Origin of the sequence: Thioclava sp. F42-5 (assembly GCF_002213195.1) — a bacterium.
Classification (GTDB): Bacteria; Pseudomonadota; Alphaproteobacteria; order Rhodobacterales; family Rhodobacteraceae; genus Thioclava; species Thioclava nitratireducens.
In genome coordinates this window covers 264,800-289,945 of the sequence record NZ_NBNZ01000005.1, presented here as the reverse complement: position 1 = coordinate 289,945, position 25,146 = coordinate 264,800, and the positions used below count along the sequence as shown (strand labels likewise).

General features: G+C 57.5%; 18 protein-coding genes and 1 pseudogene. 8 read left to right on the top strand and 11 right to left on the bottom strand.

All coding sequences use genetic code 11. The features are described from left to right. Positions 1 to 592: 592 nt before the first annotated feature. The 3 genes from B6V74_RS18810 to B6V74_RS19170 form a co-directional block, all read right to left on the bottom strand. A complete protein-coding gene (locus B6V74_RS18810) occupies positions 593 to 787 on the bottom strand; it encodes a hypothetical protein (protein ID WP_146694566.1) in 195 nt (64 codons plus the stop codon). A 190-nt stretch (positions 788 to 977) separates the two neighbouring features. Continuing rightward, the gene (locus tag B6V74_RS14835; RefSeq protein ID WP_088723233.1) at positions 978 to 1,325 is read right to left on the bottom strand and encodes a helix-turn-helix transcriptional regulator; all 348 of its coding nucleotides are present in this window, start codon (positions 1,323 to 1,325) and stop codon (positions 978 to 980) included. Between the two features lie 119 nt (positions 1,326 to 1,444). Further along, positions 1,445 to 1,786 carry a hypothetical protein gene (locus B6V74_RS19170; RefSeq protein ID WP_240497119.1) on the bottom strand — a complete coding sequence of 114 codons (342 nt, stop codon included), beginning with the start codon at positions 1,784 to 1,786 and terminating at the stop codon, positions 1,445 to 1,447. Here B6V74_RS19170 and B6V74_RS14830 point away from each other — a divergent pair. Next, positions 1,688 to 2,564 (top strand): annotated as a pseudogene (locus B6V74_RS14830) (transposase); the annotation flags it as partial. The gene B6V74_RS19170 and the pseudogene B6V74_RS14830 overlap by 99 nt on opposite strands. A gap of 384 nt (positions 2,565 to 2,948) precedes the next feature. On the opposite strand, the gene B6V74_RS14825 reads toward B6V74_RS14830, so the two are convergent. Together B6V74_RS14825 and B6V74_RS14820 are read right to left on the bottom strand one after the other, a co-directional pair. Then, complete coding sequence (locus tag B6V74_RS14825; RefSeq protein ID WP_206185208.1) at positions 2,949 to 3,611, bottom strand: hypothetical protein; 663 nt, start codon at positions 3,609 to 3,611, stop codon at positions 2,949 to 2,951. Beyond that, complete coding sequence (locus B6V74_RS14820; protein WP_206185207.1) at positions 3,605 to 4,138, bottom strand: TIR domain-containing protein; 534 nt, start codon at positions 4,136 to 4,138, stop codon at positions 3,605 to 3,607. The genes B6V74_RS14825 and B6V74_RS14820 overlap by 7 nt, the downstream gene beginning before the upstream one ends. 863 nt (positions 4,139 to 5,001) lie before the next feature. Between B6V74_RS14820 and B6V74_RS14815 the strand changes: the two genes are divergently transcribed. Together B6V74_RS14815 and B6V74_RS14810 are read left to right on the top strand one after the other, a co-directional pair. Next, positions 5,002 to 8,427, top strand: a complete 3,426-nt coding sequence (locus B6V74_RS14815; RefSeq protein ID WP_146694565.1) for an AAA domain-containing protein — start codon at positions 5,002 to 5,004, stop codon at positions 8,425 to 8,427. After that, positions 8,424 to 10,208, top strand: coding sequence for a phospholipase D-like domain-containing protein (locus B6V74_RS14810; RefSeq protein WP_088723230.1), 1,785 nt, complete (start codon positions 8,424 to 8,426; stop codon positions 10,206 to 10,208). Before B6V74_RS14815 ends, B6V74_RS14810 begins: the two co-directional genes overlap by 4 nt. 149 nt (positions 10,209 to 10,357) lie before the next feature. On the opposite strand, the gene B6V74_RS14805 is transcribed toward B6V74_RS14810, so the two are convergent. The 6 genes from B6V74_RS14805 to B6V74_RS14785 all read right to left on the bottom strand — a co-directional run bounded on the left by B6V74_RS14805 (position 10,358) and on the right by B6V74_RS14785 (position 19,762). Continuing rightward, positions 10,358 to 11,383: a CBS domain-containing protein gene (locus B6V74_RS14805; RefSeq protein WP_146694564.1), complete on the bottom strand. Its 1,026-nt coding sequence runs from the start codon at positions 11,381 to 11,383 to the stop codon at positions 10,358 to 10,360. Positions 11,384 to 11,933: 550 nt separating this feature from the next. Next, a complete protein-coding gene (locus B6V74_RS14800) occupies positions 11,934 to 12,665 on the bottom strand; it encodes a SprT family zinc-dependent metalloprotease (protein WP_088723229.1) in 732 nt (243 codons plus the stop codon). Beyond that, complete coding sequence (locus B6V74_RS14795; RefSeq protein ID WP_088723228.1) at positions 12,662 to 15,940, bottom strand: HsdR family type I site-specific deoxyribonuclease; 3,279 nt, start codon at positions 15,938 to 15,940, stop codon at positions 12,662 to 12,664. The genes B6V74_RS14800 and B6V74_RS14795 overlap by 4 nt, the downstream gene beginning before the upstream one ends. Before the next feature lies 1 nt (position 15,941). Next, the gene (locus B6V74_RS18805; protein ID WP_146694563.1) at positions 15,942 to 17,024 is read right to left on the bottom strand and encodes a hypothetical protein; all 1,083 of its coding nucleotides are present in this window, start codon (positions 17,022 to 17,024) and stop codon (positions 15,942 to 15,944) included. A gap of 1 nt (position 17,025) precedes the next feature. After that, positions 17,026 to 18,264 carry a restriction endonuclease subunit S gene (locus tag B6V74_RS14790; protein WP_088723227.1) on the bottom strand — a complete coding sequence of 413 codons (1,239 nt, stop codon included), beginning with the start codon at positions 18,262 to 18,264 and terminating at the stop codon, positions 17,026 to 17,028. Then, on the bottom strand, positions 18,254 to 19,762 hold the full coding sequence (locus tag B6V74_RS14785; RefSeq protein ID WP_088723226.1) for a type I restriction-modification system subunit M: 1,509 nt from the start codon (positions 19,760 to 19,762) through the stop codon (positions 18,254 to 18,256). The genes B6V74_RS14790 and B6V74_RS14785 overlap by 11 nt, the downstream gene beginning before the upstream one ends. Before the next feature lie 714 nt (positions 19,763 to 20,476). Here B6V74_RS14785 and B6V74_RS14780 point away from each other — a divergent pair. From B6V74_RS14780 to B6V74_RS14760, 5 genes are read left to right on the top strand one after another with little or no spacing between them, the layout of a single operon-like run. Further along, positions 20,477 to 21,247, top strand: a complete 771-nt coding sequence (locus B6V74_RS14780; RefSeq protein ID WP_088723225.1) for an IclR family transcriptional regulator — start codon at positions 20,477 to 20,479, stop codon at positions 21,245 to 21,247. A 23-nt stretch (positions 21,248 to 21,270) separates the two neighbouring features. Then, positions 21,271 to 22,023, top strand: coding sequence for an ABC transporter substrate-binding protein (locus B6V74_RS14775; RefSeq protein WP_088723224.1), 753 nt, complete (start codon positions 21,271 to 21,273; stop codon positions 22,021 to 22,023). Between the two features lie 26 nt (positions 22,024 to 22,049). Continuing rightward, complete coding sequence (locus B6V74_RS14770; protein ID WP_088723223.1) at positions 22,050 to 22,703, top strand: amino acid ABC transporter permease; 654 nt, start codon at positions 22,050 to 22,052, stop codon at positions 22,701 to 22,703. After that, positions 22,700 to 23,428: an amino acid ABC transporter ATP-binding protein gene (locus tag B6V74_RS14765; RefSeq protein WP_088723222.1), complete on the top strand. Its 729-nt coding sequence runs from the start codon at positions 22,700 to 22,702 to the stop codon at positions 23,426 to 23,428. Before B6V74_RS14770 ends, B6V74_RS14765 begins: the two co-directional genes overlap by 4 nt. Positions 23,429 to 23,439: 11 nt before the next feature. Continuing rightward, positions 23,440 to 24,717, top strand: a complete 1,278-nt coding sequence (locus B6V74_RS14760) for an FAD-binding oxidoreductase (protein ID WP_088723221.1) — start codon at positions 23,440 to 23,442, stop codon at positions 24,715 to 24,717. The last annotated feature ends 429 nt before the right edge of the window (positions 24,718 to 25,146 follow it).

The window sequence follows — 25,146 nt, the reverse complement described above, 5'->3', positions numbered from 1 at the left end:
TTGATGATGCCTAAGAAAGTGCGGAGCGGCAAAGGAAGGCAAATTGTCGCCCGCATAGGCACCCCCGGCGGATGCGGCGAAACATCGTTCTTACACTCGCTGCAGATTTATCAATTTCAGTGACTTTCCGCCCGGTGATCTCTCGGGTCACGCCTTTCACTCGCGAGCCTCTTGATCCGGGCCAAGTCTGACTCCTGACTCTCGCGGTCTCTGATTTGCTTTTCAAGGTGAAGAACGACAGGCAAGAAACGCTCACCGTCAGAGCGGGTAGCGACAGCTTCAATCAGAAATTGGAATGCTTTCTCAAGACGACAGGATGACGGTTTCACGATGGCTCCGGCGAAGAAGTTGTCTCGAGTAGATCGGTTCAACCTCGGAAACACGGAAATCCCGAAGCGAATTTCTGTGGCTTTGGTGCATGTTTTCTGGAGCGAAAGATGTTGGCTGTGGCGCAACGAGCTGCCACGAGCGCACCGCAACTCAAGTTGGAGTGCACTGCTACTGCTCGGCGGCGAGAATATAGTTTAGGAAGTGAATAATCGGGATGAGGGCCGGTGGCCAACTCCCTTGGGTCGTTGGTAACGGCCGGGGATCAATAGAAAGAGGCCAGCTTCTGCATGCGCGCTGAGGGCCCGATCAGCTTGATCTTCTTACGACCACCGCCGTTTAAGCGAGCTAATTCCGCAACAGAAACGACGCCAGAGCGAAGATCGTGCTCATCCTTAGCTCGTGCAGCATACTTCTCAGCTGCTCGCTTTTCGAACGAAAAATCTTTGACCGGCTTCATTTCGCAACCCCTATTGCCACCTCGATGCAAGAAAACGTCCAGCAAATCAAGGAAACTGTTCAATAGTCGCGTTGTATTCTGGCGCGCCGTTAGGATCCACATATGTCCTGTTCTGATTAGGCGATGGGGAAGCGGTGTGTAGCTCAAATGTACGCAGGCTCTCAGTCCAAATACACTTAAATGCGGGCGGTCATGTTCCGTCCTCCGGAGAGGCCTTGCGCCTTCTATTGCCCGGCAGGCGAGCGCGGCGCGAGCGGAGTTCCACGGTTTTCGCCTCCATGAAGGGATCGCTTTTGGCGCTCGCAATGCCGGAAACTGACTCCAGCATGCCAAGGCCATTGAGCACGGCGAGAACCGTGCCGAAGGAAACTTTGGGATCGCCAGCCTCGATCCGGCCAACTGTCTGGCGGGTGGTCATCGCGCGCTCGGCCACCAGCTGCATCGGGAGGTTTCGCGCAAGTCGTGCCGCGCGGATGCGATTGCCGATCCTCTGCAGTTCCCGCTTAACCGCCAGTGGCACCAGGAGCTTTTGCGCCATCGTGTCACCCCTTCGCGACCCTCAAAACCTAAGTGAGCCAGTGAGAGGTCAATAAACCATGGCTCTTTCGTTCCGATAAGAACTAACGTTACTCCAAGAAAACACTATGCACCATAGCGTTAGCGTGGGGTAACGCTAATCAGCGCTCTTCGTTCACTTGTTAAGGTTTCTATCCAAATGAGCGATGAGACGCATACTGCTTCAAATTTCGACCAGCTGACAAAATCGGCGTTCAAGGTATGGCGAAAAAGGGCGTATTCCGTTGAAAGACTCGCGCTTGATTGCTGGGCGTGGCGCTGATTCAATTTCGACATCAGGTGGGAGGATTGGCGATGATGGGACCGAAGCAGGAGGCTCAGCCAGTGCTGTTCTTCGAGTTCTCGCTGGAGGATCGTGTTCCGCAAGATCACCTGCTTCGATCCATCGATCGGTTCGTCGACCTGAGCGGCATCCGTGCCCATCTTGCAGGGCCGTCCGTCTGTCGATCCCGAATTGCTGATCCGCATGCCCTTGGTCGGCTATTGCTCCGGCATCCGGTCCGAGCGGCGCCTCTGCGAAGAGGTGCATCTGAACTTGGCGTATAGCTGGTTCTGCCCCCTCGACTTTGCTGACCGGGTGCCGGATCACTCCACCTTTTCGAAGAACCGCCATGGCCGGTTTCGTGACAGTGAGTTGCTACGCCACCTGTTCGAGATGACGGTCGCACGCAGCATCGAGGAAGGCTTGGTGAGCGGGCAGCGCATGGCAGTCGATGCCAGCCTGATCGAGGCGACGCGGTCGATCGGCAGGCGGAGGTCGGCTCGACACGCACCATGCTGGACCGGGTGAAGGCCAAGTTCGATTTGCATCCAGAACGCCTGGCCGCGGATACCGCCTATGGCACCGGGCCGATGCTGGGTTGGCGGGTCGAGCGCAAGATCGCGCCGCCATCCCCGTCTTGGAGAAGTCGGGCCGCAACGATGGTACCTGGACCCGGGCCGACTTCGAGTGGGACGCCGAAAACAATCAATACATCTGTCCATAGGGCCAGACGCTGAAGCAGTTCCACCGGAACTATTCCGACCCGCACAGAGGACCGACCTGCAAGGGCGTCGCCGAATGCCACGGCTTGAAGAACATCTGCCAAGTCTGCCCTTCGAAGCCGCACTGCTGCTTGAACATGGACTTCCGGCCATCACCCGCGAGGAACACGAAGACACCCGCCAGATCGCGAGGGACATCGCAAAGACCAGGCAATACGGCAGCAGTGCGTAGGAAGCGGTCCGTGGCAAACCGGCCCAGCCAGCGCCAAGTGTAGGTTTGCGCAAAGCTTTGCGTTCTACCCATAAGATTGCGTGATTTGCGCATAAGTTTGCGCGGCCGGAAAAAACGCCGAGATTCGTCAGTCGGAATTTTTTCGATTTTTCCGTCTGGTGCGTCGGGAAACTTCCATTCCGCACACCCCTTGGCTCAAGCGCCAGAGATCGCGTCGTTTCCGACTGGCCGACGGCCATTCTGCGAAAGCCGCGCCTCAAGCATCCTTATTGGACCAGGAAGTTCGCTGTCGGCACCTAAGCGGGCCTTTACCCCGCCGCCACGATATTTCGTTCGGACCGTCGGAGCCACCATTCGCTCTGAAAAATTCTAACCGCGCACCAACTCGTTCATCTTTTTGCGATAGGCAATCAACCTTACGTTGACTGCCAATAGGTCTTCCATAAGATCGTCGTAGAGGGGAAACTTCTTCTGCAACGCCTGCGGATCGATGTCAGCCAAATCTTCGGATTGATGTTCATACCAATGACGAAACCTTGCTTGCCACTTCGTAAGGTGCGGCCGAAGGCCTTCGTTAAGAACCTCGACAGATAAGTCGACAATCTTGCTTGTGCTGTCACCGCGCACCTTCGAGACTGGGATGTCTTTGATCAATTCCCTTGTCACGCTAAAGAAGCTATACCAACTGTCATAAATCTCGGAGATTACGTCGTCGTCAGGATCAATCGGCAGCCCGACCTTCCGCGTGCTCAATTCGACCCAAATCGAGTAAGCGATCTGGCGATCAGTATCGTTCGGCTTGAATGTGAACTTTGCATCGCCGAAACCCATTTCCGCACTGTCGATCTCGAAGTCAGACATGCGGCGATGTGCCATTCGTCGCACAACGACAATCATGAGCACGAGCACGATTCCGATGATGACTGCGGGCATCAGGGCGATCTGAAACGAAAAATTCCAGTCACTATCGAGGACAAAAGCGATCAAGTCGGCTTTCGCTTGCTCAGTTTCTTCTCCCATTTCGCTCAGCACTGCCGGTTATAGGACATCCTCTCACGAGGATTTACGATCATTTTAGCATGGGTGGTCCGCCGCTGAAACGCCGCTTCAATGTTCGCTACCAACTCAGCCGTTGATTCTGGATAATCCATATGCCGAGCATAGCAGTCGACGCGCGGCCAGTCGTTTGAAAGGTTGCCATTGAAGCGTGCGGGGAACCCCCCGAAAGATGGGAGTTTGATGCCAAGAAGACCGTTCGGGGTCGTCATCTCACCTCGTCTGAGCGAAGACTGTAGTTCCCAATCAACGTATCTTCGTGCCCAAGTGCAACGCCCCATTAGTACAATCGTTACGGTCGATCCGCCGAGGAACTTTTCGCGGATGCGCCTCATAATGTAGTCAGTGTTAGTGCTTTGAATAATGTCACCTGGCATTTCCTCGCCCAGGCCGCGCGCGATGAAACAATCCGACTCATGGTCGAAATCTTTCACAAACTGGTTCACGGCCTCCTGATCGGCATGGTGGTAAGAGATGAAACACTTTCGTCTAACTATTGCCATTTTACTATCCATAGAAAAACCATGTCACGAAACTACCAGATGTGGGCGCTACAAACAAAGAACAAATCAGCTCCCCCTTGCGTGATCGGCAAGCCAAACAGTCCAGAAAAAGTCGGCTTCCCACCCTATGGACAGCGAGGTAGATCATGACCCGAGGCGGTCGATAGCCACAATTTGTTCGGCAAAGTGACCGTAACTTGGCCACTGATGCGTAAAGGCCTGCTGCCATTTGCATAGCGAGAATGCAGCCAACTCCGCTGTGGACCAACGACGAAGAACCCTAAACGATTACACAAGGTGGCTGAGGATTCATCTGGCGAGAATTGAACCAGCCGACTTGATAAGAGCGTCGCAACAGCAGGAGGATGTCCGCACTGCGCGCCTGTTAGACTCTGGCATGCATCAATCTCAAGGTGTTTCGGAGATATTGGAATGGCGGAAATATTTCCGCAGCACTCCCTCGTGGTTCATGCTGACCTTCTCCATGACGCGGGCAGACGGCCGATTTTCGAAATCTCAGAAACCTTCGGCCCAGAAGATCGAAGGGCGCGCCATAGCGTGGGCAACCAGCCACGACATGACCTGTATGGTGCATCCATTCCCCCATGCTCGCCGCGCAAGTACGTAGCCGCGTTTAGCGTGGAAGCGTCAACCCGCGGATTGAACATTCCTATCATGTTGTCCGGTTCAAGGCGTGGGAAAGCCGCAGCGGGGCTGCCACTCCTGTGCGCCGTCCCACACAACCAGCCAACACGCTTTGCGGACACCCGCTTTTTTCAAAAAACTCATGGCCTCCCTTGTACTTTTTGCATGAGCGGACCCAATATGGAGCGCATATAAACAAGCAGTAAGAGGGACGCCGGTTGGGGCAAAAGCAGCGCAAAGTCGAATCGACAGTGCCGCTCGATCAGCGTTTCGAGATTGAGCACGGGCTTCGAGGACAACGTTTTCGGAGTGCTTCAGGTCTCTGGATGGCCACAGATCGTGCTGACGGGGAGCCATATCTGCTATCGCTAATCGAAAAAACCGGCGCAGCCGTCGATCGCGATGTCGCGCGCATACTCGCGGACACTGTGCGACGCGTCCGAGGCGTTCTGGCTCGAAAAACAGCGCGCGAGGTCCTGCTGGAGGTTATCGACCTCGTCGAAGATGATCGCGAGATCGGGATCCGCTTGGCTGGCGCGGACGGAACGCTGGCGACCCTCACTGGCCGAAGCCGCCGCATGCTCGAAAATGCCGCACGGACATTGTCAGGCCGGGCCAGCATCTGGCGTCAAATCGCGCGGCTCGTACGTGGACTGGGTCATCTCCATGCGGCCGATCTCGTCCACGGTGGTATCGCTGATGGCACCATCTTCACGGTCAATATCGAGCCTCTGGAGTTGAAGCTCGGTGGCTACGAAGGTTGCATCCATGTGGGTTCACTTGGCAGCGGAGGTGCTGGTCTTTTGCGACCTGGCACCGTCGTCTCTCACAGCCAAGACTGGCGCGACCTTGGGACCATTGCCGCCCGGCTCCTGCTACAGAGCGACGCAGACCGCACAGCGCTCCTACCGCTTGAACAGCGACTGCTCGACCGCCTCCGTGTGCCGCCTCAATTCGCGTTCATCGAGGGTGACGCTCTGGCTGCCGAGATCGAGGAGTTGTGTTCGGAACTGGAGCGGGTGGGCTCGAGCGGTCGGTATGAGTTGGTGGTGGCACCTGCGCGTGATCTCTTTCGGCGCGATGCTCCAGCATTGACGCGAGGACTCATAGCCGCCGCAGATACGGACGCACTTCTGGCCTTCATCCAGGAAGACCTAACAGCTAATGCACCGCAGGCTTGGCGCAATCCTGGTCGGCGTGACGGCACGATCCAGGTATTCAGCCAACGCGCGGTCTACGACGTCCGTCCTCTCGCTGAAGACGATCGGATCGCCCGTATCACCGGCTGCAGAGTGCGCGGCCAGGGTGACGGAGCGATTGCTTCCCAAGCGATAGACGCAAGAGTGCATGTCGCGCGTGACCTTCAAGAGGCCCGCGACCGCGTCGCACGAACCGGCGGTGGGGCAATGGCGTGGAAGTCGGTTGGAGCGGACAAGGCGACAGCCCCGAGCGCCGTTGATCCGGTCGAATGGCACGCGCTGGTCCTAATTGAGGTCGCGGCGCTTTTCGAAAGACGGTTGCATCACTATCCGGCCGAGATTGTGGATGCCCCTGAGCCAGGGCTTGTGCGGGTTGCGGCGCGCACGGACGCGGAGCGAGATCGCTGGCGAGCCAAGTTCGGGCGCATGGAGGCCGCAGCTGAGTTACAACGAGAAATGTTGCGCAATGACGGCACTGTGGAGTGGACGCTGACAGTGTCGGACGCGCTTACCTTGGGCCCTACAGCGCCAAAGCTGTCACTTGAGGACGTCATCGATGAAGACGGGCGGCGGCTCTACGTGTTTCGGCATGAAGGAAACTTACCTGTTGAGGCGCGCGTATTGCTGCGGCCGCGGCCGGACCGCGGCACTGAGACCCAGATCCGCCGACGGCTTCGGCATGTTGTCGTAGCGCGAGACAATATTGATCTCCTCCGCGCGATCGGAAACCCTCGGAGCGTCGGCCTTGACCCCGCACTAAACGCCATGGCCGCGCCGGGCTTTCCGCCCGACGAACTCGATCCGTCAAAGACCGATGCGTGGGAAGCTATCTGCCGCGGCCACTCGATCGACCTGGTTGTCGGTCCGCCTGGCGTCGGAAAGACATTCCTCGTATCACGCTTGGTCGGCAGCATCCTCACATCCAACCCGACCGCACGCGTCCTCATTGCTGCGCAAAACCACGACGCACTCGCGGAAATGGAGCGCAAGCTGCGGGAGCATTTTTCGGAAGTGGAGCGCGATCCTATCATCGTACGCATTGAGCGCCCAGATCCGGATCTGAATGAAACCCAACTTCGAGACCAGGCGCGCACGCTTCTCGATGCATTCGTGCTCGCTGATACGAGCCCACTTTCGCGCCGTCGGCGGGAAGCTGTCGAGCGGGTTCTGAGCAGGCGTAGATCCGAAGGCGATGTAGACCCTGAGGGTGAGGCGATCTTGCGGGATACAGAGCACCTAATCCTGCGCAGCGCAGACGTGACGCTGGCGACGGCAAATTCCTCTGTCATCGAAGAAATGGTCGCGGAGGGTGAGCAGTTCGACTGGGTGATCGTGGAGGAGGCCGCACGGGCGAGTGGTCCGGAACTTATCGGCGCCCTGCTTCTGGGCGCCCGCCGCGTCCTGATCGGTGACCACCGCCAGCTGGCGCCTTTCGATGCAGAGCGCAAGGCGCGTCTCTATCGCGACGAAGCCGGTGAAGCGCTGGTCACCGACGCTCCCGAACTTATCGACGCCGTGTCGGACCTCCCGGATGAGGTAGGGAGGTCACTCGACGCCGTGGCACGCGATCCGAAACTTCGCGCCGATGTACTCGGGGCGGCGCTCCGACTGGAGCAGCCATTTCGTGAAATCGCCGAGGCAACCGAAGAGATGACTTCCGTCTTTGGCGGGCCGGTCTCTATGCTCACCGAACAGAGCCGCATGCACCCTGCGATCTGCGGCTTGGTTTCCAATACGTTCTATGGAGGTCGACTGACCACAGTGGATCGCATTGCGGACCGACCCTGTCCGATCACTCCGGCCAGCGAGGCGCTGTCAGCCCCCGTCGTCCTGCTCGACCTACCGCCATTAAGCCGGGCCCGGGTGAGAGCATTTGAGACATTTGACGGCACTTCTCCCAGCAACCGGGCCGAGGCCACAGCGCTGTTCGAGGCCCTTGACCGGTTAGGCCCCACAAAAGGCGCCACTCCAACGCTCGCGATTTTGTCGCCCTACACCGCACAGTGCCGCACCCTCCAGGCGCGAGTTACTTCGCGCATCGACCGCGAGACTGGCCTTTTGAGTGGCTTTGCCAGCCCCAAAGGCGACGGTGTGTTCGTCCAAACGGTCAATAGTTTTCAAGGTGGCGAGGCTGATCTGGTGATGGTGAGCACCGTGCGCAACAATCAGAAAATGGGGCGGCATGCGCTCGGCATCGTCGGGGATCGCCGTCTCATGAACGTGCTACTCAGCCGCGCAAAGCACAAGCTTGTGCTCGTCACATCGGCCGGCTTCCTCAAGAACGCGATCAAATGGTCCGAACCCGAACGCGGGTCCGGACATGGTCTCGAATTCCTGGGGGCTCTGCTGAGAAAGATCGAACAGATGTCGGCGCCAGACGACCCAGAATCGTTGCCATCGGCTTCAATCATCGCCTGCAGCGAGAACGGAAAGGTGATTGAATGACGCTTTTGATCCCAGCTGTACTGTATCGTGCACGTGCTATCATCGAGCGTCGATGGGGCTGGAGCCCCGTCGAAGAAGAGTTACTTCTCACACTGCATCAGAGTCCGGGAACGAGCGCCTCGGTGGCGGTTGAGCTCGGCATTCCCCGTCAGGTCGCAGAAGCGGCAGTGAGCCGCCTGATGCGGTTCGGCTTGATCGAAGTTCGTTTCGAGCCCGAACCTGCACTCGCGATTACCGAAGCGGCCCGCGCCCATCTCTTGGCTGGGCGATCGCTGCCCGAACGAGCTCAGCGTCGCGAGATTACTGTAAGCCTTGTCTTCGACAAACTGGGGGGGTCAGTGTTTCGCCGCCGCGAGGTGGTGATCAAGCCGGTAAAGAAAATTCCGAAAGGGGCGACGGTCGTCGACTTTCCAGACGACGATGAGGCAGAGACAGACGCCTCCATGGAAGAGCGTGTTCGGCAGCTACTCAGTTCGTCGCTGCGCCCCGGAGAGGTCTTCACCATGGTCCACGCCAATCACTCCTCTATCGAGAAGCGCTACATTCATCTTGACCTCGCCCGCGCAAGGGATGGTGCCCTTCCCGAAGGAGCGAGCGACGAACTTCGCGAGGCTGTACGCGAGCATCTCGCCTCTGGTCGTTTACCAGTCGCTCGACCCAGTCAACCTGCGCGACCGACATGTCTCGACACACCGATCGAGACGACTTTGGTGCCAGATCAGATACTGTTCGGCGGCGGCGATCATCTTGCGCGCCTCGAGGAGGTCGTCGAAGCGGCACGTAGCGATATCTTTGTGCTCTCAACCTTCGTCGCAGCGCAGGACGACGCGAATGCCCGCCATGGACAAGACCGTGTCTGGGCCGCCTTTGAAAGTGCCGCCCGGCGTGGCGTCCGGGTCCACCTCTTCTTCGGCACATCTCTCGACGAAGAGCACAAGCACACGCGAGCAATGGCGGAGCTACAGACCAGATTGAGGGCGGCCGGCGCGGGCGTCGCAACCCATCTTGAACCCGTGCACAGCCATGCAAAGATTGTTGTCGCAGACGACGGGGTCGATGGAGCTCGTGCGTTGCTGGGGTCCTGCAACTGGCTCCAATCACCATTTCGCGCCCACGAGCTGTCAATCGAACTGCGCGATAGCGCAGTTGCCAGCTGCCTCGATCTTTTCGGGGCCATAACGGCGGCGGTCCCATCGTCCCGCGACTCGCGAGAGGCCATGCAGGCCATGCGCGCAGCGTTAAGGTCGAAGCCTGTTCGGCTACTCGAACCTGCGAGGGCCGTAGAGGCGATCCCCGTAAGCCTTCGAATTCTCGCCGCACCCGATCACCTGCCGCTGCTCCGCCGCGCCGCTCATGATGCAGGCGAACGCCTGGTCGTGATGACGCATCGAATGGGGTCGCCGATGATCCAGAACGTCTTTGATCCAGCTCACTTGGCATCTGAGCGTATTTCGACCGTTCAGGCACTTTATTCGGTGCCCTCAGGCGAGGTGAAGAAGCGCGATGTGCGCGCCGCAGGAGAGATGGCTGGCGCGGGAGTCGATCTTAGAAAGGTGCAAGGCAAGAATGCCATGCTCCACGGCAAAGCTCTGCTCTGGGATCATGACGACATCGTTGTGACGAGCTTCAACTGGGGCTCGCAGACCGCCTCGGAAGACAAGCCGCTCGACGAAATCGGCCTCCACTTGAACGGAGATGGGGTTGCGGATCTTTTGCAAACGGTTCTCGAAAAACGCGTTCTGGGAAGCAGTGTTGGTTTAAGTGGAGTGCGGACTCCGTAGAGCCAGCCCCTCACGATAATGCTTGAAGCAAAGGGCCATCATAGGCCGCGAAGGTGCGGCTTGAGCATCTCCCAGAGTGTCATCGGAGTAGCTACGAACAGAGGAATTTTCTCGGTCAGTTCCGCGCCCATCCGGGTGGATGCCTATATCTATTGCGCTAAGGCATCCAGTTCTTCCATCAGCCCTGAGAATCGTCTCAACTGATCGTATTGCTCTTCGTCGATCCCGTCCGGATCGAAGTGCATCACGTCGTTTCGGATTTCGCGGACCTTATCCAGCTCAGCGCAAAATACGCCCCTGTCTACACGAAGGTCGAGCAGTTTCCAGTTCTCTGGCTTCTGAATTATCCGAAGATACTCACCAAACGTTAGGTCGACGACAGATTGAATTCGCTCCCTTCTCTCCGAGTCCGTGTCGCCACAGACCTCCTGCAAAGTCTGGGTAGTGAACTTTCCATTCATCAGCTTTCGGATCTGGTTCTCAATCTGTCCGATGAGGAGAAATGGCTCTGATAGAAACTGAAATTGCTCGCTCAGATCTGTCGCAGTGACGATACCAGTAACCTTCTTGTCGGTTGAGGATCGGACGAAGACGAATTCGTGCTCGATGATCAATTTCGTAGCTTTGAACAGCGCTTCGCTTTCTTCCAGAGCGACGGCCGTCTCCATGGCGTCTCTCACTTCGACGAGATTATTCTCGTGGCTCAAGCGCTTGCCGATCGTCTTCCAGCTAATCGCACCGTTGAGCGTGCGCTCGTTCGACATGACCGCCAGCTGCGAGAAATCGTGCGCCAGCATCAGGGTAATCGCCTTCTCGACGGTATCCTGCGGGTTGACGGAAACCACACCGCAGTTGGCAGCCTTGAGCATGCTGATGAGGAAGTTTGCCTCTTTTGGGGCATAGGCTGCACCATCCTCGCCTTGGTCGCTACCGGAAGATTTGGTAGCAGCCGCTGCAACCGGCGCTTTCTTGAACGTTATTTCTGCGTCAATCCAGACCTTAGTGAAATCTGGGCTGGTTATGATACCCGCATTATCCAACTCGGTTTGTATTCTCTTGACGACCCCGGTGCGGCGCCTGCGGGCACCGAACCAGCGAAGCAACTCTCGGACCGTCGTCGAAGCTTCCTTTCCTTCGCCGATGTCGGCTTTGACCTCTTTGAACTCCTTGTTCAATTTGGTACCCCTCCGATCATCCCGTTCCGATCGCGGTGAATTGCCCGGACGCTTCTATGCAGTCCAATACGTGGAGGACGAGGCGGAGGCCTCGGTATTCCATTGCGGTATTTTATGCCACGGCTTGACTGAATCCAAAAGAAATAATGACAGCCAGGGACCGGCCGCACCCCTACCCTATTGCTGACGGCCCTGGCTATGCAGAAGCTTTCTTTCTGCACATTGCGGGCCTTGATCCCTGCGCTGCGAATGACCGCTCCCCGCACTGGTGAGCGCCTAACGACCGGAATGGAAAATTGGACAATATGGGTTCATTTTTCTTTCTCGAGAAACGGAAATCCGCTAAAGTTTTTTTGAGAGAAATCTCTACTGAGCGCTGATTTTGCAAGCGCAACGTTATAGGAAAAGCGCGCAAACTATTGCGCGAATATTGCGCAAACTTATGGGCGCCGAGCGCTGATTTCTTCGAAGAAAATCAATGTTTGGCGTGCAATGCTTCGCGCCGCCCTACACCAAGGTCGAGCGGTCGCTCCCCAGACCGGTCAGGATGCTACTTGGCAGTGAGCTGTTCAGCGGCGCCGTCCAGTAGCGCCTTCTTTCGTTGCCAGTCTGGGTCGGCAAAGCTGATGGTCTTCCAGAACTCTGGGCTGTGGTTGTGATGCCGGAGATGCGCCAATTCGTGCAGAATGACGTAGTCTATGCACTCTCGCGGTGCCTTGATCAGGTGGGGATTTAGAATAATGGTCCCATCGGCCGTGCAGCTTCCCCAGCGCTTCTCCATTTCTTGCAGGCGAAACGGTGGGCGGCTGCTTACCCAAGGTAGCTTCTGTTCCCATTCGGCAAGCCGCCGATCAAAGTAGTCTCGTGCCTTCACACGATACCATGCCCAGACGCCTGCACTGACGCTTTCAGGCGAGCCCGATCGGCTGGGAACTTCAAGGCGATTTCCTTTTAGCTTAACCGCGCCACGGTGCGTGTCGCCCTTGATGACTTTCAGGACGTATCGGCGGCCCAGATACAGTACCTCCTCGCCGGACACATACTCCTTGTCCCGCACATGCCTGAAACGCTCTCTTGTCTTCTCGACCTGCGTAAAGATCCAGCGAGCACGCTTGTGCACCGCTCTGCGGATCTCTGCGGGGTCGGCACCGTCTGGCGCATCAACGATGACTTCTCCGTCTGGCTCGACGTGGATAGCGATCTTCGTCGTCCGAGAGCCATCGGTCTGCACCCGATAGGAGAGGGTCTCTCCGCCATAGGTCAGAACCGGATCGACGGTCATTGGACACCCTTGGTCCGTCCCGCACGGACGATTGCCACGATTTCGTCTATGAGCGACTTGGCCGCGTCGAGGCCGCCGAGCACCTTGAAATAGTGGGGCAAAAGTTGCTTCCGGATCTCGCCTTCGATGTTGCCGGGGTTGATCGAGTGTGTCTTGACTGCGTTCTCCACGGTCTCGTCGATGTGAAACGCCTCTTCGACCATGCGTTCCTCGGTGAGTTCGGCCTCGGAACCCTCTGTCTCGACCCTCAGCACGCCAAAGTAGGACTGAGCTTTGGGATGTCCGTCAAAACGATCCGGGACACCAGGTGTTTTGCGTTGGTCGACTTGCTCCTGAAGGTCCTTGAACAGCACGTATTGCTTATCGGGGTGATCGAACAATGCCTCTGCTTGCCGAATGGCGTCTCTGAGGAGCTCCGAGAAAACTCGCTTGGCATAAGGGTCATCGATCAGGTCCTGCTCGATAGTTTTCCGGATCCGGGTCTTGATGAGGTCGGCTTCGGTGCGTGTCTTCTCATCAGACCAGCTCTCAGGGTCGTCTTCTCCAAGCGTGCCGACCTGAAGAACGCCGGGCGGGTCTTTGATATCCTGACCGATCACTTGCGTGTCGACCATTTTGCGGATCTGCTGTTCGTATGCGGAGAAGTCGACAGTTTCTTGGGCGTCCCGCTTCGCCTGTGTTCGCAGCTCGGTGAAGAACTTTAGATCACGCTTGTAGGTCCGTATCTGGGCTTCATCGAACGCGCCATCATCGAAGAATGCGCGAGAGGACAGGGCAAGCTGGAGACACATCCCGAATTCGGTCAACGCCTCATAGAAATCCTCTCGGATCTTCTGGTTGTCGTCGACCATGTGACCGGTGCCGTCATCGGACAGGCGTGGGGTCAAGAGCTGACGGTATTGCTCCCAGTCGTGCTTGTTCTTCACCGCCTTAAAGATGGCCCAGACCCCGTCGTGAAGCGAAGGTAGGCGTTTATATTCGGTGGCCATGTTGGCCACCGTTCCGGCAAGATCCTCAATGTCGTAGCCGCTCTGCGTCTGTGCGGCCAGATCCTGATAGTCCTGGATGGAGGTGTCGAGCTCGGCAAGGATACCGCGATAATCGACCAGCAGGCCGAACTTTTTCGCCTCGTGCAAGCGGTTGACGCGAGCAATCGCCTGCAAAAGATTATGGCTCTTGAGATGTTTATCGATGTAGAGCACCGCGTTTCGCGGTTCGTCGAAGCCGGTCAGCAGCTTGTCGACGACAATCAGTATGTCCGGATCTCCATCTGTGCTGAAATCCTCGATTATGCCGTCTTCGTAGGACTTGGGATCCTTGCCGACATTGTCCTTCCACCAAGCCTGCACTTCCGGTGTCTTGGTCTCATCAGTGTCTTCATGGCCCTCGCGCGTGTCAGGTGCGGAGATGACGACGGCACTGGTCACCAAATTGGTCGCATCAAGTGCCGCCTTGTATCGGATTGCGGACAGTTTTGAGTCTGTCGCGAGTTGGGCTTTCAGCCCAAGATCGAGTTTCTTGAAATTCTCGCTGAAATGCTCGGCGATATCCCACGCAATCAGGTCGATCCGGTTGGCGGCTCGGTAGATGCTACCACGGGTAGAGAACTTCTTTTTAAGGTCCGACTTCTGGCTGTCGGTGAGGCCTTTGGTGATCCTGTCGAACCAGGCGTCGATTGCAGCCTCATTGATATCGACGACTGGTTGCCGTTCCTCGTAGACCAGCGGCGTCACAGCCCCATCTTCAACAGCGCGCTGCATGGTGTAAGCGTGCAGGATAGGCCCAAACTTGTTTCGGGTCTTGTCGTCCTTCAGAAGGGGCGTGCCCGTGAAGGCTATGAAAGCTGCATTGGGCAGCGCCTTGCGCATCCTCTCGTGGTTTTCTCCGCCTTGGCTGCGGTGCCCTTCATCCACAAGCACAATGAGTTGGTCCGAGGGGTTGCGGCACTCAGGAAGCTTGGTCGCCGAGTTGAACTTCTGCAGAAGCGTGAAGATGATCCGCTCGCTGCCACTGCCGATCCGAACAGCCAGCTCTTTCCCTGACTGAACCTTCGCTTTCTCGCCGTCTTTCTTGGTTGCCACCTCGGAGCCAAAGGCGCCACCGGTCAGGAAGGTGCCCGCCAGCTGTTTTTCCAGATCGACGCGATCGGTCACGACGATCACCCTTGCGCCGGCCAACTCCGGCTCAACAAGCAGCGCTTTGGTCAGGAACACCATCAGGTTCGACTTGCCTGACCCGGTCGTGTGCCAGATCACACCGCCTTCGCGGCTTCCGTCCGGTTTCTTTTTGGACACCTGCTCGATGATTGCCTTCGCGCCGCGAACCTGCTGATAGCGGGCGACGATCTTGCCAAGCTTCTTGTCGAAGAACATAAAGCGCCGTGTGAAATCCAGTAGCCTGTCGGGGCGCAGAAGCCCAATGATAAGCCTGTCTTGCTCTGTAACAGCAACAGGCGCTGCGTGCAGGCGTGTGTAGTCTGCGAAGGCATAGCCCGGGCGCTCGGCAAAGAGGCTGTCTACTTGCTCAGGCGTCAGCTGAGTATTGCGGATAGCCGAAAGCTCAGCCTCGGACAGCTCTTCCTCGCGCCAGATCGACCAGAACTTCTTCTTGGTGCCAGTGGTCGCATAAAGCCCCTCCGAGCCGGAAATCGACAGAAGCAGCTGCGAATAGGCATAGAGGTCCTGGATGCCGTCTCCCTGCTGGTTGCGCAGGTGTTGGCTGATGCCTTCTTCGACCATCGCCTTGTCACGCGTCGTGGAAACCGGGCGCTTCGCCTCGATGATGGCCAGCGGAATGCCGTTGACGAAGACCACGATGTCGGGCCGGTAGCTGCCAAGCCCGCCGGGGCGCTGCACGCTGAACTCGTCGACCACGTGGAACTCATTGGCCCCAACATCGGTCCAGTCGATCAGCGGGATGGTCTTGCTGGTCTTCTCGCCATCGACAAACTCGGTGACGGTGATCCCCTTGGTGATATGCGACGTCAGCGCCTTGTTCGCCGGGATCAGCCCTTCGGTCAGGCCGGTCGAGCTCAAGGTCCGCACGACCTCATCGATGCCGCCGGGGGAGAGTGCACAGGATTTGCCCCGATGATCGAACCGATACCGCTTCAGGCGCCCCCGCAACACGCTTTCTAAAAGCACACCCGCGCCAGCCCCGCGCATCGTCAGCGCCTCGCCCGGGCTGACATAGGTGTAGCCCATTGCCATCAGCACATGCAGCGCGGGCAGCTTGGCTGTGGCTTCTTCGCGGGTATTTGGAGTCATCGAATGCATATCAGGAACTATTTTCGATCATTCTTGCCATCTCTACACTCATCGATGGGAAAAGATGGCTGTTTTGTTTCTCCTTCCAGCGGGAGATAATCTCCGAACCGTTTGAAATATCGTCAATTTTCGCGAGAAGCAGCGTGTTTTCTTCATTATAAGGGGCTGCGAGGCCTTCGGGGGAAGAAGCATCGCCTACGACAACATATTTCAACACTTTTGCTTGCGCAGGGTCTATCGAAATACGGTTGCCATCCAGTGGGAGGTGGTAGCCTGGGTTCACCCCCAGCCGAAAAACCCGGGGCAGAACAATTTCGTAGTATGCAGGCGCGCTCCATGGGCGGTGAAGCCAAATATGGCTGGGCGATACTGTTTCAAGATCAACCCAGAACCCTAAGCTGCGATCCATGTCTTTGGGAGTCCGCTTAGGAACAGCAAGTGCTGATGCGAACTCTGCGCTGTAAGGAGCATTCGTAGGCAGAAAGTGAGCTGTGCCCATCTGAGACATGGCGACTTCTCGAAGGTGCAACTCAGACCTGATTGCCGGTATGCTCGTGAAGTAGCAATAGCCGATATTTTCAAGCTTCTTGCTGCCTTGGATGTTCCAAGGTGATGACCAGAGCTCTTTACTGGCCTTGATGCCACTTTCTGCACTGCCGTTAGTGTGGTGATAGGCCAATATTTCAAAAGACTTATCTCTTCGCCGCCATTTACCGCAGGGAGTGGGCAGCCCTTTCGGGGCGCTTGAAGAGAAGGCGCACTTGTAAATGAAGGCGCCATCAGAACACGCCTTAACTACATCGCGTCGAAAGAAGGCGACCTCGACGTTCTTACCGTTTAGCATTTCAAGTGTAAGGCGACAGAAATCTGCAGAGCCGTCATCCCCAAAGAATGCAATCTGGTTCGGAGTGAAAAATTTCGGCGAGTAATATTCGCCCTTCAACTCACTCGAAAGAAGTATATCCGGCAACACAAAAGAGCGATCCTGCATATGGACGAGCCGGCATTTGATGAAGCCACGCCTGATGGAGCTCGCGCCGCGCAAAGCTTCAGAAAAGTCGATAATCGGAGGCGCTGCTACTTCATGCGACATACTAAACTCGCACCCGTCGTTTGCCGGTCAGGAGTTGCTGCATCAGGGCTTTTTTCTCGGTGCGGAGTTTTTCGATGCCCTTCTCCAAACGCTCGACCTCATCGCTCGCAGCCTTAAGAACCGCACCGATCTTCTTCTGCTCGGCCAAGCCGGGCACTCGAACGAGCATCTGGCGAAAGTTATTCTGCGAAATGACGTATCGCTGACCGCTTCCGTCACCGAGACGGTAAGCTTGACGCCGGAAATCGTCTGTCTGGAACACGAAGGCTCGGAAGTTCAAGTCCCAGTCTTCCTTGAGACGATAGCGAACGACGTGGTAGCTATAGCAGACGCCCGGCATGTCTTCGGCGGCGACCGCCGGAATGGCTATTTCGTCGCGAGTTTCCGACGACGGAGTAAAGAAGACATCTCCGCGGCTGACATTGCATTGCTCGACTTTGGCGGGAGGTGCGGTCACAACATGGTCAAGTTCACTGTCGAAAATGAACTCTCGGCGGAAGACATCCAAGAAATTCAGAAGTCGCACTTCGGGCTGTTTCGGATCCGTCTTTTTATCGACCCCAGCCGAAGAAACGACACCCACATGCCCCAGTCGCACCTCGCGCCACTCTTGGCCCTCGAACTCGGGGAAGCGGCGTTTGCCGGTGAGGAGGGTTTGCATGAGGGCGCGTTTCTGGGTGCGGGCGGTGGCCAGCAGCGCCTCGGCCGTCTCGATGGCCCGGTCCCATGTCGACAGGATCTCCGCGATCTTCTTTTGCTCGGGCAGTGGGGGGAGAAGCACATCCAAGCCAGTAATTTTCGAAGGGCTCGTGTGCTTTACCTTTGTGCCACCAGACTCTGCCGAGATGCGTCGTCTAATGCTGGGCATTCCGAGAAGAAGGTGAAGAAAGTTCAGATTGATTCTCGAGCCTTCGAGCTTTTGGATAAGCCCCAGACGTTGATTGTGCAGGTAGCGACCTACGGAAGGCACGAACAAAGTCGAGCCGAGCAGTCCTGGGGCCTGTTCAGTCATTGCGACGAGCATGTCGCCCGAGCTTAAAATGTAGTCTTTTGGGATTGGACCATTATACCGCTTCTGCTTTTCTCCGAGCGGACGAAAACCACCTTCTTCATAGAAGTTTCCCGGCGTTAGAACGATATCTTCACCATTGGGATCGAAATATTCTGAGGAGAAGGCAAAACCATGCTTAATGGTAATGTGCTCATCAAGTCGAGTTTTCTCCCATCCGTCAAGCTCCATAACCCAGCTCCTGCAGATACCCTTCCATCCGGGTTTCCAACTCGGCCAGATCGTCCTTTAGCCGCGTCCGCTCGGCCCGCACGGCCATCAGATCAATCTCGGCTTCTTCCTCGAAGGTGTCGACGTAACGCGGGATATTCAGGTTGAAGTCGTTCTCGACGATCTCGGCCTTGGTCGCGCGATAGGCGTATTTGTCCACCGTCTCGCGGGCGCGGAAGGTCTGCTCGATCTTCACGAGGTTTTCTTCGCTCAGCACGTTCTGGTTGGTGCCCGCCACGAACTCACGGCTGGCGTCGATGAACAGCACGCTGTCATCCGCCTTGCGCTTGCGGAAGATCAAGACAGCCGCGGGAATACCGGTGCCGAAGAACAGCTTTTCCGGCAGGCCGATCACGGCATCCAGCAGGTTCTCCTCAATCAGCTTCTGGCGGATCTTGCCTTCGGTCGAGCCGCGGAACAGCACGCCATGGGGCACGACAATGGCCATGCGCCCACTGCCGGGTTTCAGTGTCTCGATCATGTGCAGGATGAAGGCATAGTCGCCCTTGGTCTTGGGCGGAATGCCCCGGCGGAAGCGGACAAACTTGTCGTTCTCGGCTGTCTCCACACCCCATTTCTCAAGGCTGAAAGGTGGGTTGGCGATCACGATATCGAAGTGGCGCAGCATGTCGTCCGAGGTGCGCAGCTTGGGGTTTCGGATCGTATCGCCCCATTCAACCTGATGGTTCTCTTCGCCATGCAGGAAGAGGTTCATCTTGGCCAGCGCCCAGGTGGAGCCGATGGCCTCTTGCCCGAAGAGGGCATAGCGGCGGGTGCCGCTGCGTTCACGCACAAGGCGCCCGCATTTCATGAGCAGCGAGGCTGAGCCACAGGTCGGGTCGCAGATGTCATCGCCCTCCTGCGGATCGACGATGCGGGCCATGAGTTCGGAGACCTCGGCAGGGGTGTAGAATTCACCGGCCTTCTTGCCAGCCGAGGCGGCGAAGCGAGAGATCAGATATTCATAGGCGCCGCCGATAATGTCGAGCGCGCCGACGCGGGACGGACGCAGATCGAGTGCGGACTTGGCGAAGTCTTCGAGCAGGTGACGCAGGATGTCGTTCTTCTGCTCCTCGTCGCCCAGCTTGTTCGAGTTGAAGCTGATGTCTTGGAAGACATCCTTGAGCTTGGCGCCATTGGCCTCTTCGACGGCATGCAGCGCCTTGTCGATACGCTCACCGTTACCCGCCTCGAAGCGGCGCTTGTGCAGGGCATCGAACGCGGCTCCCTCGGGGAGGACGAAGGCCTCCTCCTGCATCATGGCGTCGACCAGCTCGGGTGCGTCCGGATACTCGGCTTCGTAGCGCGTGCGGTGGTCCTTCCAGACGTCCGAGACGTATTTCAGGAATAGCATGGTCAGGACGTAGTCCTTGTAGATCGAGGGATCGACCACGCCGCGGAATGTGTCACAGGCGCCCCAGGCGGCCTTATTGATCTCTTGTTGTGTAATCGGGTTCATCTGTCTGCTCTTGGCCTTTTGGGAACAGTCTTCGCATGTGGAGAGAGTCTCCACAACTGTCCTGCACGAGGGGGATTCGTGACCTAATATTCGAACCCAAAATTGAAGTCCGGTCCCCCAAGATGAGCCCGTTGCTTGGGCTTCGCTGCGGCACGGCAAGTCCGCTTGCCGTGATTGTCTTCTCCGGACTCTACGAGCGCGGCGCCGCGACCGGCAGGATAGGGCTGAGACCCATCATTCACGGCGCTTGGAACGAAGGTTAGCTCTGGGCCGAGCGCGCTGTTACGGCTGGGCGGGTCTCAAGACAGGCTTGCCGCGTCGCCGCATGACCGCTTCAAGCCCAGGCTCTCAACCGTAAAACGGCGCAATTTCGTAGATACAGCGAGCTGCTCTTGGCAAAGAAATCCGATGAGCTGCCGTCGTCAAATTCACCTACGCTGCGCGGCATCGGACCCTTTGCATCCTTTCTCAGCCCATATGTCGGTTTGGTATGGGCGGATCACTCGGTACGAGTGAAATCATCCTTGGATCATCTCTGCAAGCTCCAGAAAGCTGCTCCCTGCTCCCTGCTCCCTGCTCCCTGCTCCCTGCTCCCGAATAGGTTTGTGGAGATTTGTGGGCCGTCTTCGGTTCGGAGCGATCTGGGCTTGACCCATCGCCTGAATGTAATTCAATCTATTGCTATGCGCTATATTGTATTGCAGAGCGATATTTATGTCTGAAAAGAGATCGAGGCAGTATGTGGAAGCGGTCGAGAAAGCCTTCGCGGTACTGCGAGCCTTCAAGGGCCACGCCTCGCTGAGCCTGACCGAGCTTGCAAATCTGGCGGGTATCACCAAAAGCGCGGCGCAACGTTTCACTTATACGCTTGAGCAACTTGGATACCTGTCCCGGGACGAGAGCCGACGGTGGGTTCTCACTCCAAGAACACTCGAACTTGGCGCCTCCTATCTTTCGATGAACCCGCTCATCGAGCGCGCCAATCCCCACCTCGCGGAATTGAACCGAAATTGCTCGGAATCAGTGAACCTATCGGTTCCCGATGGCACCGACATGGTGTTCGTCGCGCGGTTCGTGGCGAACCAGCGGACATTCATCCACATGGCGCTCGGAACTCGCATTCCGATGTTCTGCACAGCATCAGGGCGCGCTTACCTCTCCAGGCTCGACACAAAACAGGCGGAAGACCTGATCTCGGGTTCGAAGGCAATGCCGTACACGGCAAAGACGATCACCGACAAACAGGCGGTGATGGAGCAGATCGCAGTTGCGCGCCACCGCGGCTTCGCGATTGCGGAGGAAGAATATTACGTAGGCGACCTCGCGATCGCCGCCCCGGTTTTCGGGTCCAACGGCAAAGTTATCGGCGCGATCAACATCTCAGGCCCAACAAGCCGCTGGACAATCGAAAAACTCAGCTCCGAGCTTTCGGCTCAGCTGATCCACACGGCCCGGGCGGTCTCTTCTGGCCGACCGAACGCATAAAATACCAACAAGGAGGACTACTTATGACAATCAAGAACACGCTGATCGGCGCGACAATGCTCGCGTTGGCCGCGGCTCCAACGCTCTTGTCCGCGGAGACTCTTAAAGTGGGATCGACCGCCACAGGCGTCCCGTTCACCTTCCTCAACGTTGAATCGAACGAGGTACAGGGCATGATGGTGGACCTGATCAACGCGGTCGGCGAGGAGGCCGGATTTGATCCTCAGGTGGAGGCCGTCGACTTCTCCTCGCTCATTCCCGCACTTACTTCTGGGCGAATCGATATCATCTCGGCAGCAATGCTAATCACCGAGTCTCGGAAGAAGGCGATCAGCTTCTCCGATCCAATCTTGCCCTATGGCGAAGGCTGGGTGGTAAGTGACGACTTCGAGGGCGGCATCAGCGCCGATTTCAGCGAGCTGAAAGGCAAGGTGGTGGGTGTCCAGCAGGGCACCGTCTATCTCGAAAGACTCCAAAAGGCCGGCAACTTCGGCGAACTTCGCGTTTACGACTCGCTCGCCGATATCCTCGCCGAGGTGCAACGCGGTCGTATCGCGGCAGGCATGGGCGATCGCCCGATCATCTCCTATCAGTTGTCACAGGACCGCTATGACGGCATCAAGTTGGCCAATTACGACAGCCAGTATGCAGGCGATATCGCCATCGGCGTCCGCAAGGACGACGACGAGTTGATGCAGCGAATCAACGATGCCCTCGCCAAACTCAAGAAGAACGGCACGATCGACGACCTCGCGAAGAAGTGGGGCCTGCTGTAACGCCGCCCGTCGGAAGGACGAACGACATGACAGAATTTCTGGACAAGTCGGCAGGATATCTGCCGATCCTTCTACAGGGCGCGGTGATCACTATTTCACTTACGATCTGCGCATTGATACTGTCCACACTGCTCGGGCTGATATGGGCACTGATGCGCTATTCGGGACTCTGGCCTCTGGTGATGATCTCGAAGGGTATCGTCAACGGCGTCCGTGGTATTCCGATCCTCGTCCAGCTTTTCTACATCTACTTCGTCCTTCCCGATTTCGGCATTGACCTGACTGCGTTCCAGGCCGGCACGCTCGGCCTCGGGATCGCCTACTCCTGCTACATGGCCGAGAACTTCCGTGCGGGGTTGGAGGCGATCGACAAAGGTCAGATAGAAGCCGCACAGACGATTGGCATGAAGTGGTCGCTTATGATGCGACGAGTGATCCTGCCGCAAGCGGTGCGCACCGTACTGCCGCCCTACGGCAATACGATGATCATGCTCCTGAAGGACACCAGCCAAGCCTCGGTGATCACGGTGGCCGACCTGACGATGAAGGGCAAGCTCATCGCGGCTTCCACCTTCGACAACATGACCGTCTACACGCTGGTTGCGCTACTCTACCTCGCCCTCAGCATTCCGCTGATCGCCCTTGCATCTTACCTGGAACGGAGGTTCGGTCCCCGATGATACGCCTCGACGAAGTCCACAAGAAATTTGGAGCGCTCGAAGTCCTAAAGGGCATCGACTGCGAAGTTCAAAAAGGAGAGGTCGTCTGCCTTATCGGGGCCTCCGGATCCGGAAAGTCGACGCTACTACGCTGCGTCAATGGGCTCGAGAGCTACGAGGCGGGTTCGATCACCGTCAACGGTGAGAAAGTCGATCGGAAGTCCCCGCGGATCCGCGACATTCGCACCTCGGTCACGATGGTCTTCCAGAAATTCAATCTTTTCCCTCACCGGACCGCACTTGAGAACGTGATCGAAGGGCCGATCTACGTAAAGGGCATGCCGCGTAAGGAAGCTGAGGAGCGTGGCCGCGAGCTGCTTAACCGGATGGGTCTCGGCGAGAAACCAGATGTCTATCCCGGCGCTCTGTCTGGCGGGCAACAACAGCGCGTGGCGATCGCGAGAGCCCTGGCGATGAATCCCGAGGCGATCCTGTTCGACGAACCCACGTCCGCGCTCGATCCGGAACTTGTCGGAGAGGTGCTCGGGGCGATGCGCGACCTGGCCGACGAGGGCATGACCATGCTGGTCGTCACACACGAAATGGCTTTCGCGAAAGAAGTCAGCGACCGGGTCCTTTTCATGGACCAGGGCCTGATTGTCGAGGACGGTCCGGCCGAGCAAGTGCTTACCAATCCGACACACAATCGCACCCAGGATTTCCTGAGGCGCGTATTGAACAGATAAGGACGGCGGGAATGTCCGATGGCATGACATCATTGTGGGAAGCGACTGCGGCCCCTGCACCGGAAACTTATCCGCTCGAAGGCGACACGACCGCAGACGTCGCAGTAATCGGCGGTGGCATCGCGGGCCTCTCGACGGCAATCCATCTCGCGCGAGCAGGGCGCTCGGTTACCCTTCTGGAAGCAGAGGATGTTGGCTGGGGAGCTTCCGGTCGCAGTGGCGGACAGGTCATCCCCGGCATTAAATACGACCCCGATGATATGATCGAGATGTTCGGACCCGAGGCTGGCGCCGCGGCTATCGAAGCTTTCGGTGCAACCGCTGGCAAGGTTTTCGAGCTGATCGACCGCTACGGAATCGACTGCGACGACACGCGCCAAGGGTGGGTACAGCCAGCGCATTCGGAAGCCGGATTACGCATCGCAATTTCTCGCTGCCAGCAATGGAAGAAGTACGGGGCGGACGTCGATGAACTAACGGCCGACGAGGTGCATTCTCGGCTTGGAGCCGACACTGGATTCGGTGGCTGGATAGATCGCAGGGCCGGCAGCGTCCAACCACTGAGCTACTCCCGCGGCCTGGCACGCGGCGCACTCACCGAAGGCGTCTGCATAGCCTCACGGAGCCCGGTGACCGACATCTCGTCCCGGTCAGGAAAATGGCAACTGCGAACGGCGTCCGGCGCCACCGTGACGGCACCGCGGGTCGCAGTCTGCACGAACGCGTATTCTCGAAAGATCTGGCCAAAGCTCGAGCGTAGCTATATCGCCGCGAACAGCTTCCAGGTCGCTACCGCACCGCTTTCGAGCAATCTTGATGCCAAGATCATGCCAGGCGGAATCGTCGCCTCGGACACTCGGCGCTTGTTGGCATACTTCCGCAAGGATCGGGACGGTCGCCTGCTCATGGGCGGTCGCGGGACCTTCGGCGACCCGACGAAGCCGGAGGACTTCGCACATGTCGAGCGGATGCTCATCCGAACCTTTCCAGATGTGGAAGGCTACCCGATCGAATACCGATGGGGCGGTCGCGTAGCGATCACGCAGGACAGCCTTCCCCATCTCCATGAGCCCCAGCCTGGCCTCGTCATCATGGTCGGATGTCAGGGGCGCGGCATGGCGCTGCAAAGCAAGATGGGAGAATGGCTTGGCAGCTATATCGATACCGGTCGCCGAGAGGCACTGCCCCTCCCGCTGACTCGTATCGCACCGATCCCGTTCCACGAACTTCGCCGCCTCTACGTCGCCGCAACGATTGCATATTTCAAGCTCAGGGACGTGGTCGGGTAGGCGCGGCAAAATCTGAGCAAATAAGGCGAACGTCGGAGCGGTCCGCACAGTGGACACTCGGCGACTTCGTAATGCCACATGCTTGCCCGAATGACCGGTTTAAGAAGGCTGCGCTGCGGCATTCGAGAGGCCTCGAAGGTCAGCTTCGGGCCGTTCACTACGCCGAAGCAGGCAGGGCAGCGAGCTGAACTTCGCAGCATCGGTTTCGAATGGCTGCTTTTCATGAAAGCCATTTTCGCAAATGCGTTTTCGTTGAGAAGAAGCTTGCCTCACTCGGCTTTAGAAACGAATTTCTGCTTACTACATTGATTATTCGGCCGCCGTTTCCCGGCGCCTGAAAATCCAGCAATTAAATGTTCATGGACATCGTTCTCGTTACCACCGTCATTGCGTTCCTGTACTTCGTCTTCGGCGTGGCGGAGCACCTCG

Excerpts from the sequence above, each read along its gene's own strand:
- B6V74_RS18810 (WP_146694566.1), bottom strand. The coding sequence starts at position 787 with ATGAAGCCGGTCAAAGATTTTTCGTTCGAAAAGCGAGCAGCTGAGAAG.
- B6V74_RS14835 (WP_088723233.1), bottom strand. The coding sequence starts at position 1,325 with ATGGCGCAAAAGCTCCTGGTGCCACTGGCGGTTAAGCGGGAACTGCAG.
- B6V74_RS19170 (WP_240497119.1), bottom strand. The coding sequence starts at position 1,786 with ATGGGCACGGATGCCGCTCAGGTCGACGAACCGATCGATGGATCGAAG.
- B6V74_RS14820 (WP_206185207.1), bottom strand. The coding sequence starts at position 4,138 with ATGGCAATAGTTAGACGAAAGTGTTTCATCTCTTACCACCATGCCGAT.
- B6V74_RS14810 (WP_088723230.1), top strand. The coding sequence starts at position 8,424 with ATGACGCTTTTGATCCCAGCTGTACTGTATCGTGCACGTGCTATCATC.
- B6V74_RS14800 (WP_088723229.1), bottom strand. The coding sequence starts at position 12,665 with ATGACCGTCGATCCGGTTCTGACCTATGGCGGAGAGACCCTCTCCTAT.
- B6V74_RS14795 (WP_088723228.1), bottom strand. The coding sequence starts at position 15,940 with ATGCATTCGATGACTCCAAATACCCGCGAAGAAGCCACAGCCAAGCTG.
- B6V74_RS18805 (WP_146694563.1), bottom strand. The coding sequence starts at position 17,024 with ATGTCGCATGAAGTAGCAGCGCCTCCGATTATCGACTTTTCTGAAGCT.
- B6V74_RS14790 (WP_088723227.1), bottom strand. The coding sequence starts at position 18,264 with ATGGAGCTTGACGGATGGGAGAAAACTCGACTTGATGAGCACATTACC.
- B6V74_RS14785 (WP_088723226.1), bottom strand. The coding sequence starts at position 19,762 with ATGAACCCGATTACACAACAAGAGATCAATAAGGCCGCCTGGGGCGCC.
- B6V74_RS14780 (WP_088723225.1), top strand. The coding sequence starts at position 20,477 with ATGTCTGAAAAGAGATCGAGGCAGTATGTGGAAGCGGTCGAGAAAGCC.
- B6V74_RS14775 (WP_088723224.1), top strand. The coding sequence starts at position 21,271 with ATGACAATCAAGAACACGCTGATCGGCGCGACAATGCTCGCGTTGGCC.
- B6V74_RS14770 (WP_088723223.1), top strand. The coding sequence starts at position 22,050 with ATGACAGAATTTCTGGACAAGTCGGCAGGATATCTGCCGATCCTTCTA.
- B6V74_RS14765 (WP_088723222.1), top strand. The coding sequence starts at position 22,700 with ATGATACGCCTCGACGAAGTCCACAAGAAATTTGGAGCGCTCGAAGTC.
- B6V74_RS14760 (WP_088723221.1), top strand. The coding sequence starts at position 23,440 with ATGTCCGATGGCATGACATCATTGTGGGAAGCGACTGCGGCCCCTGCA.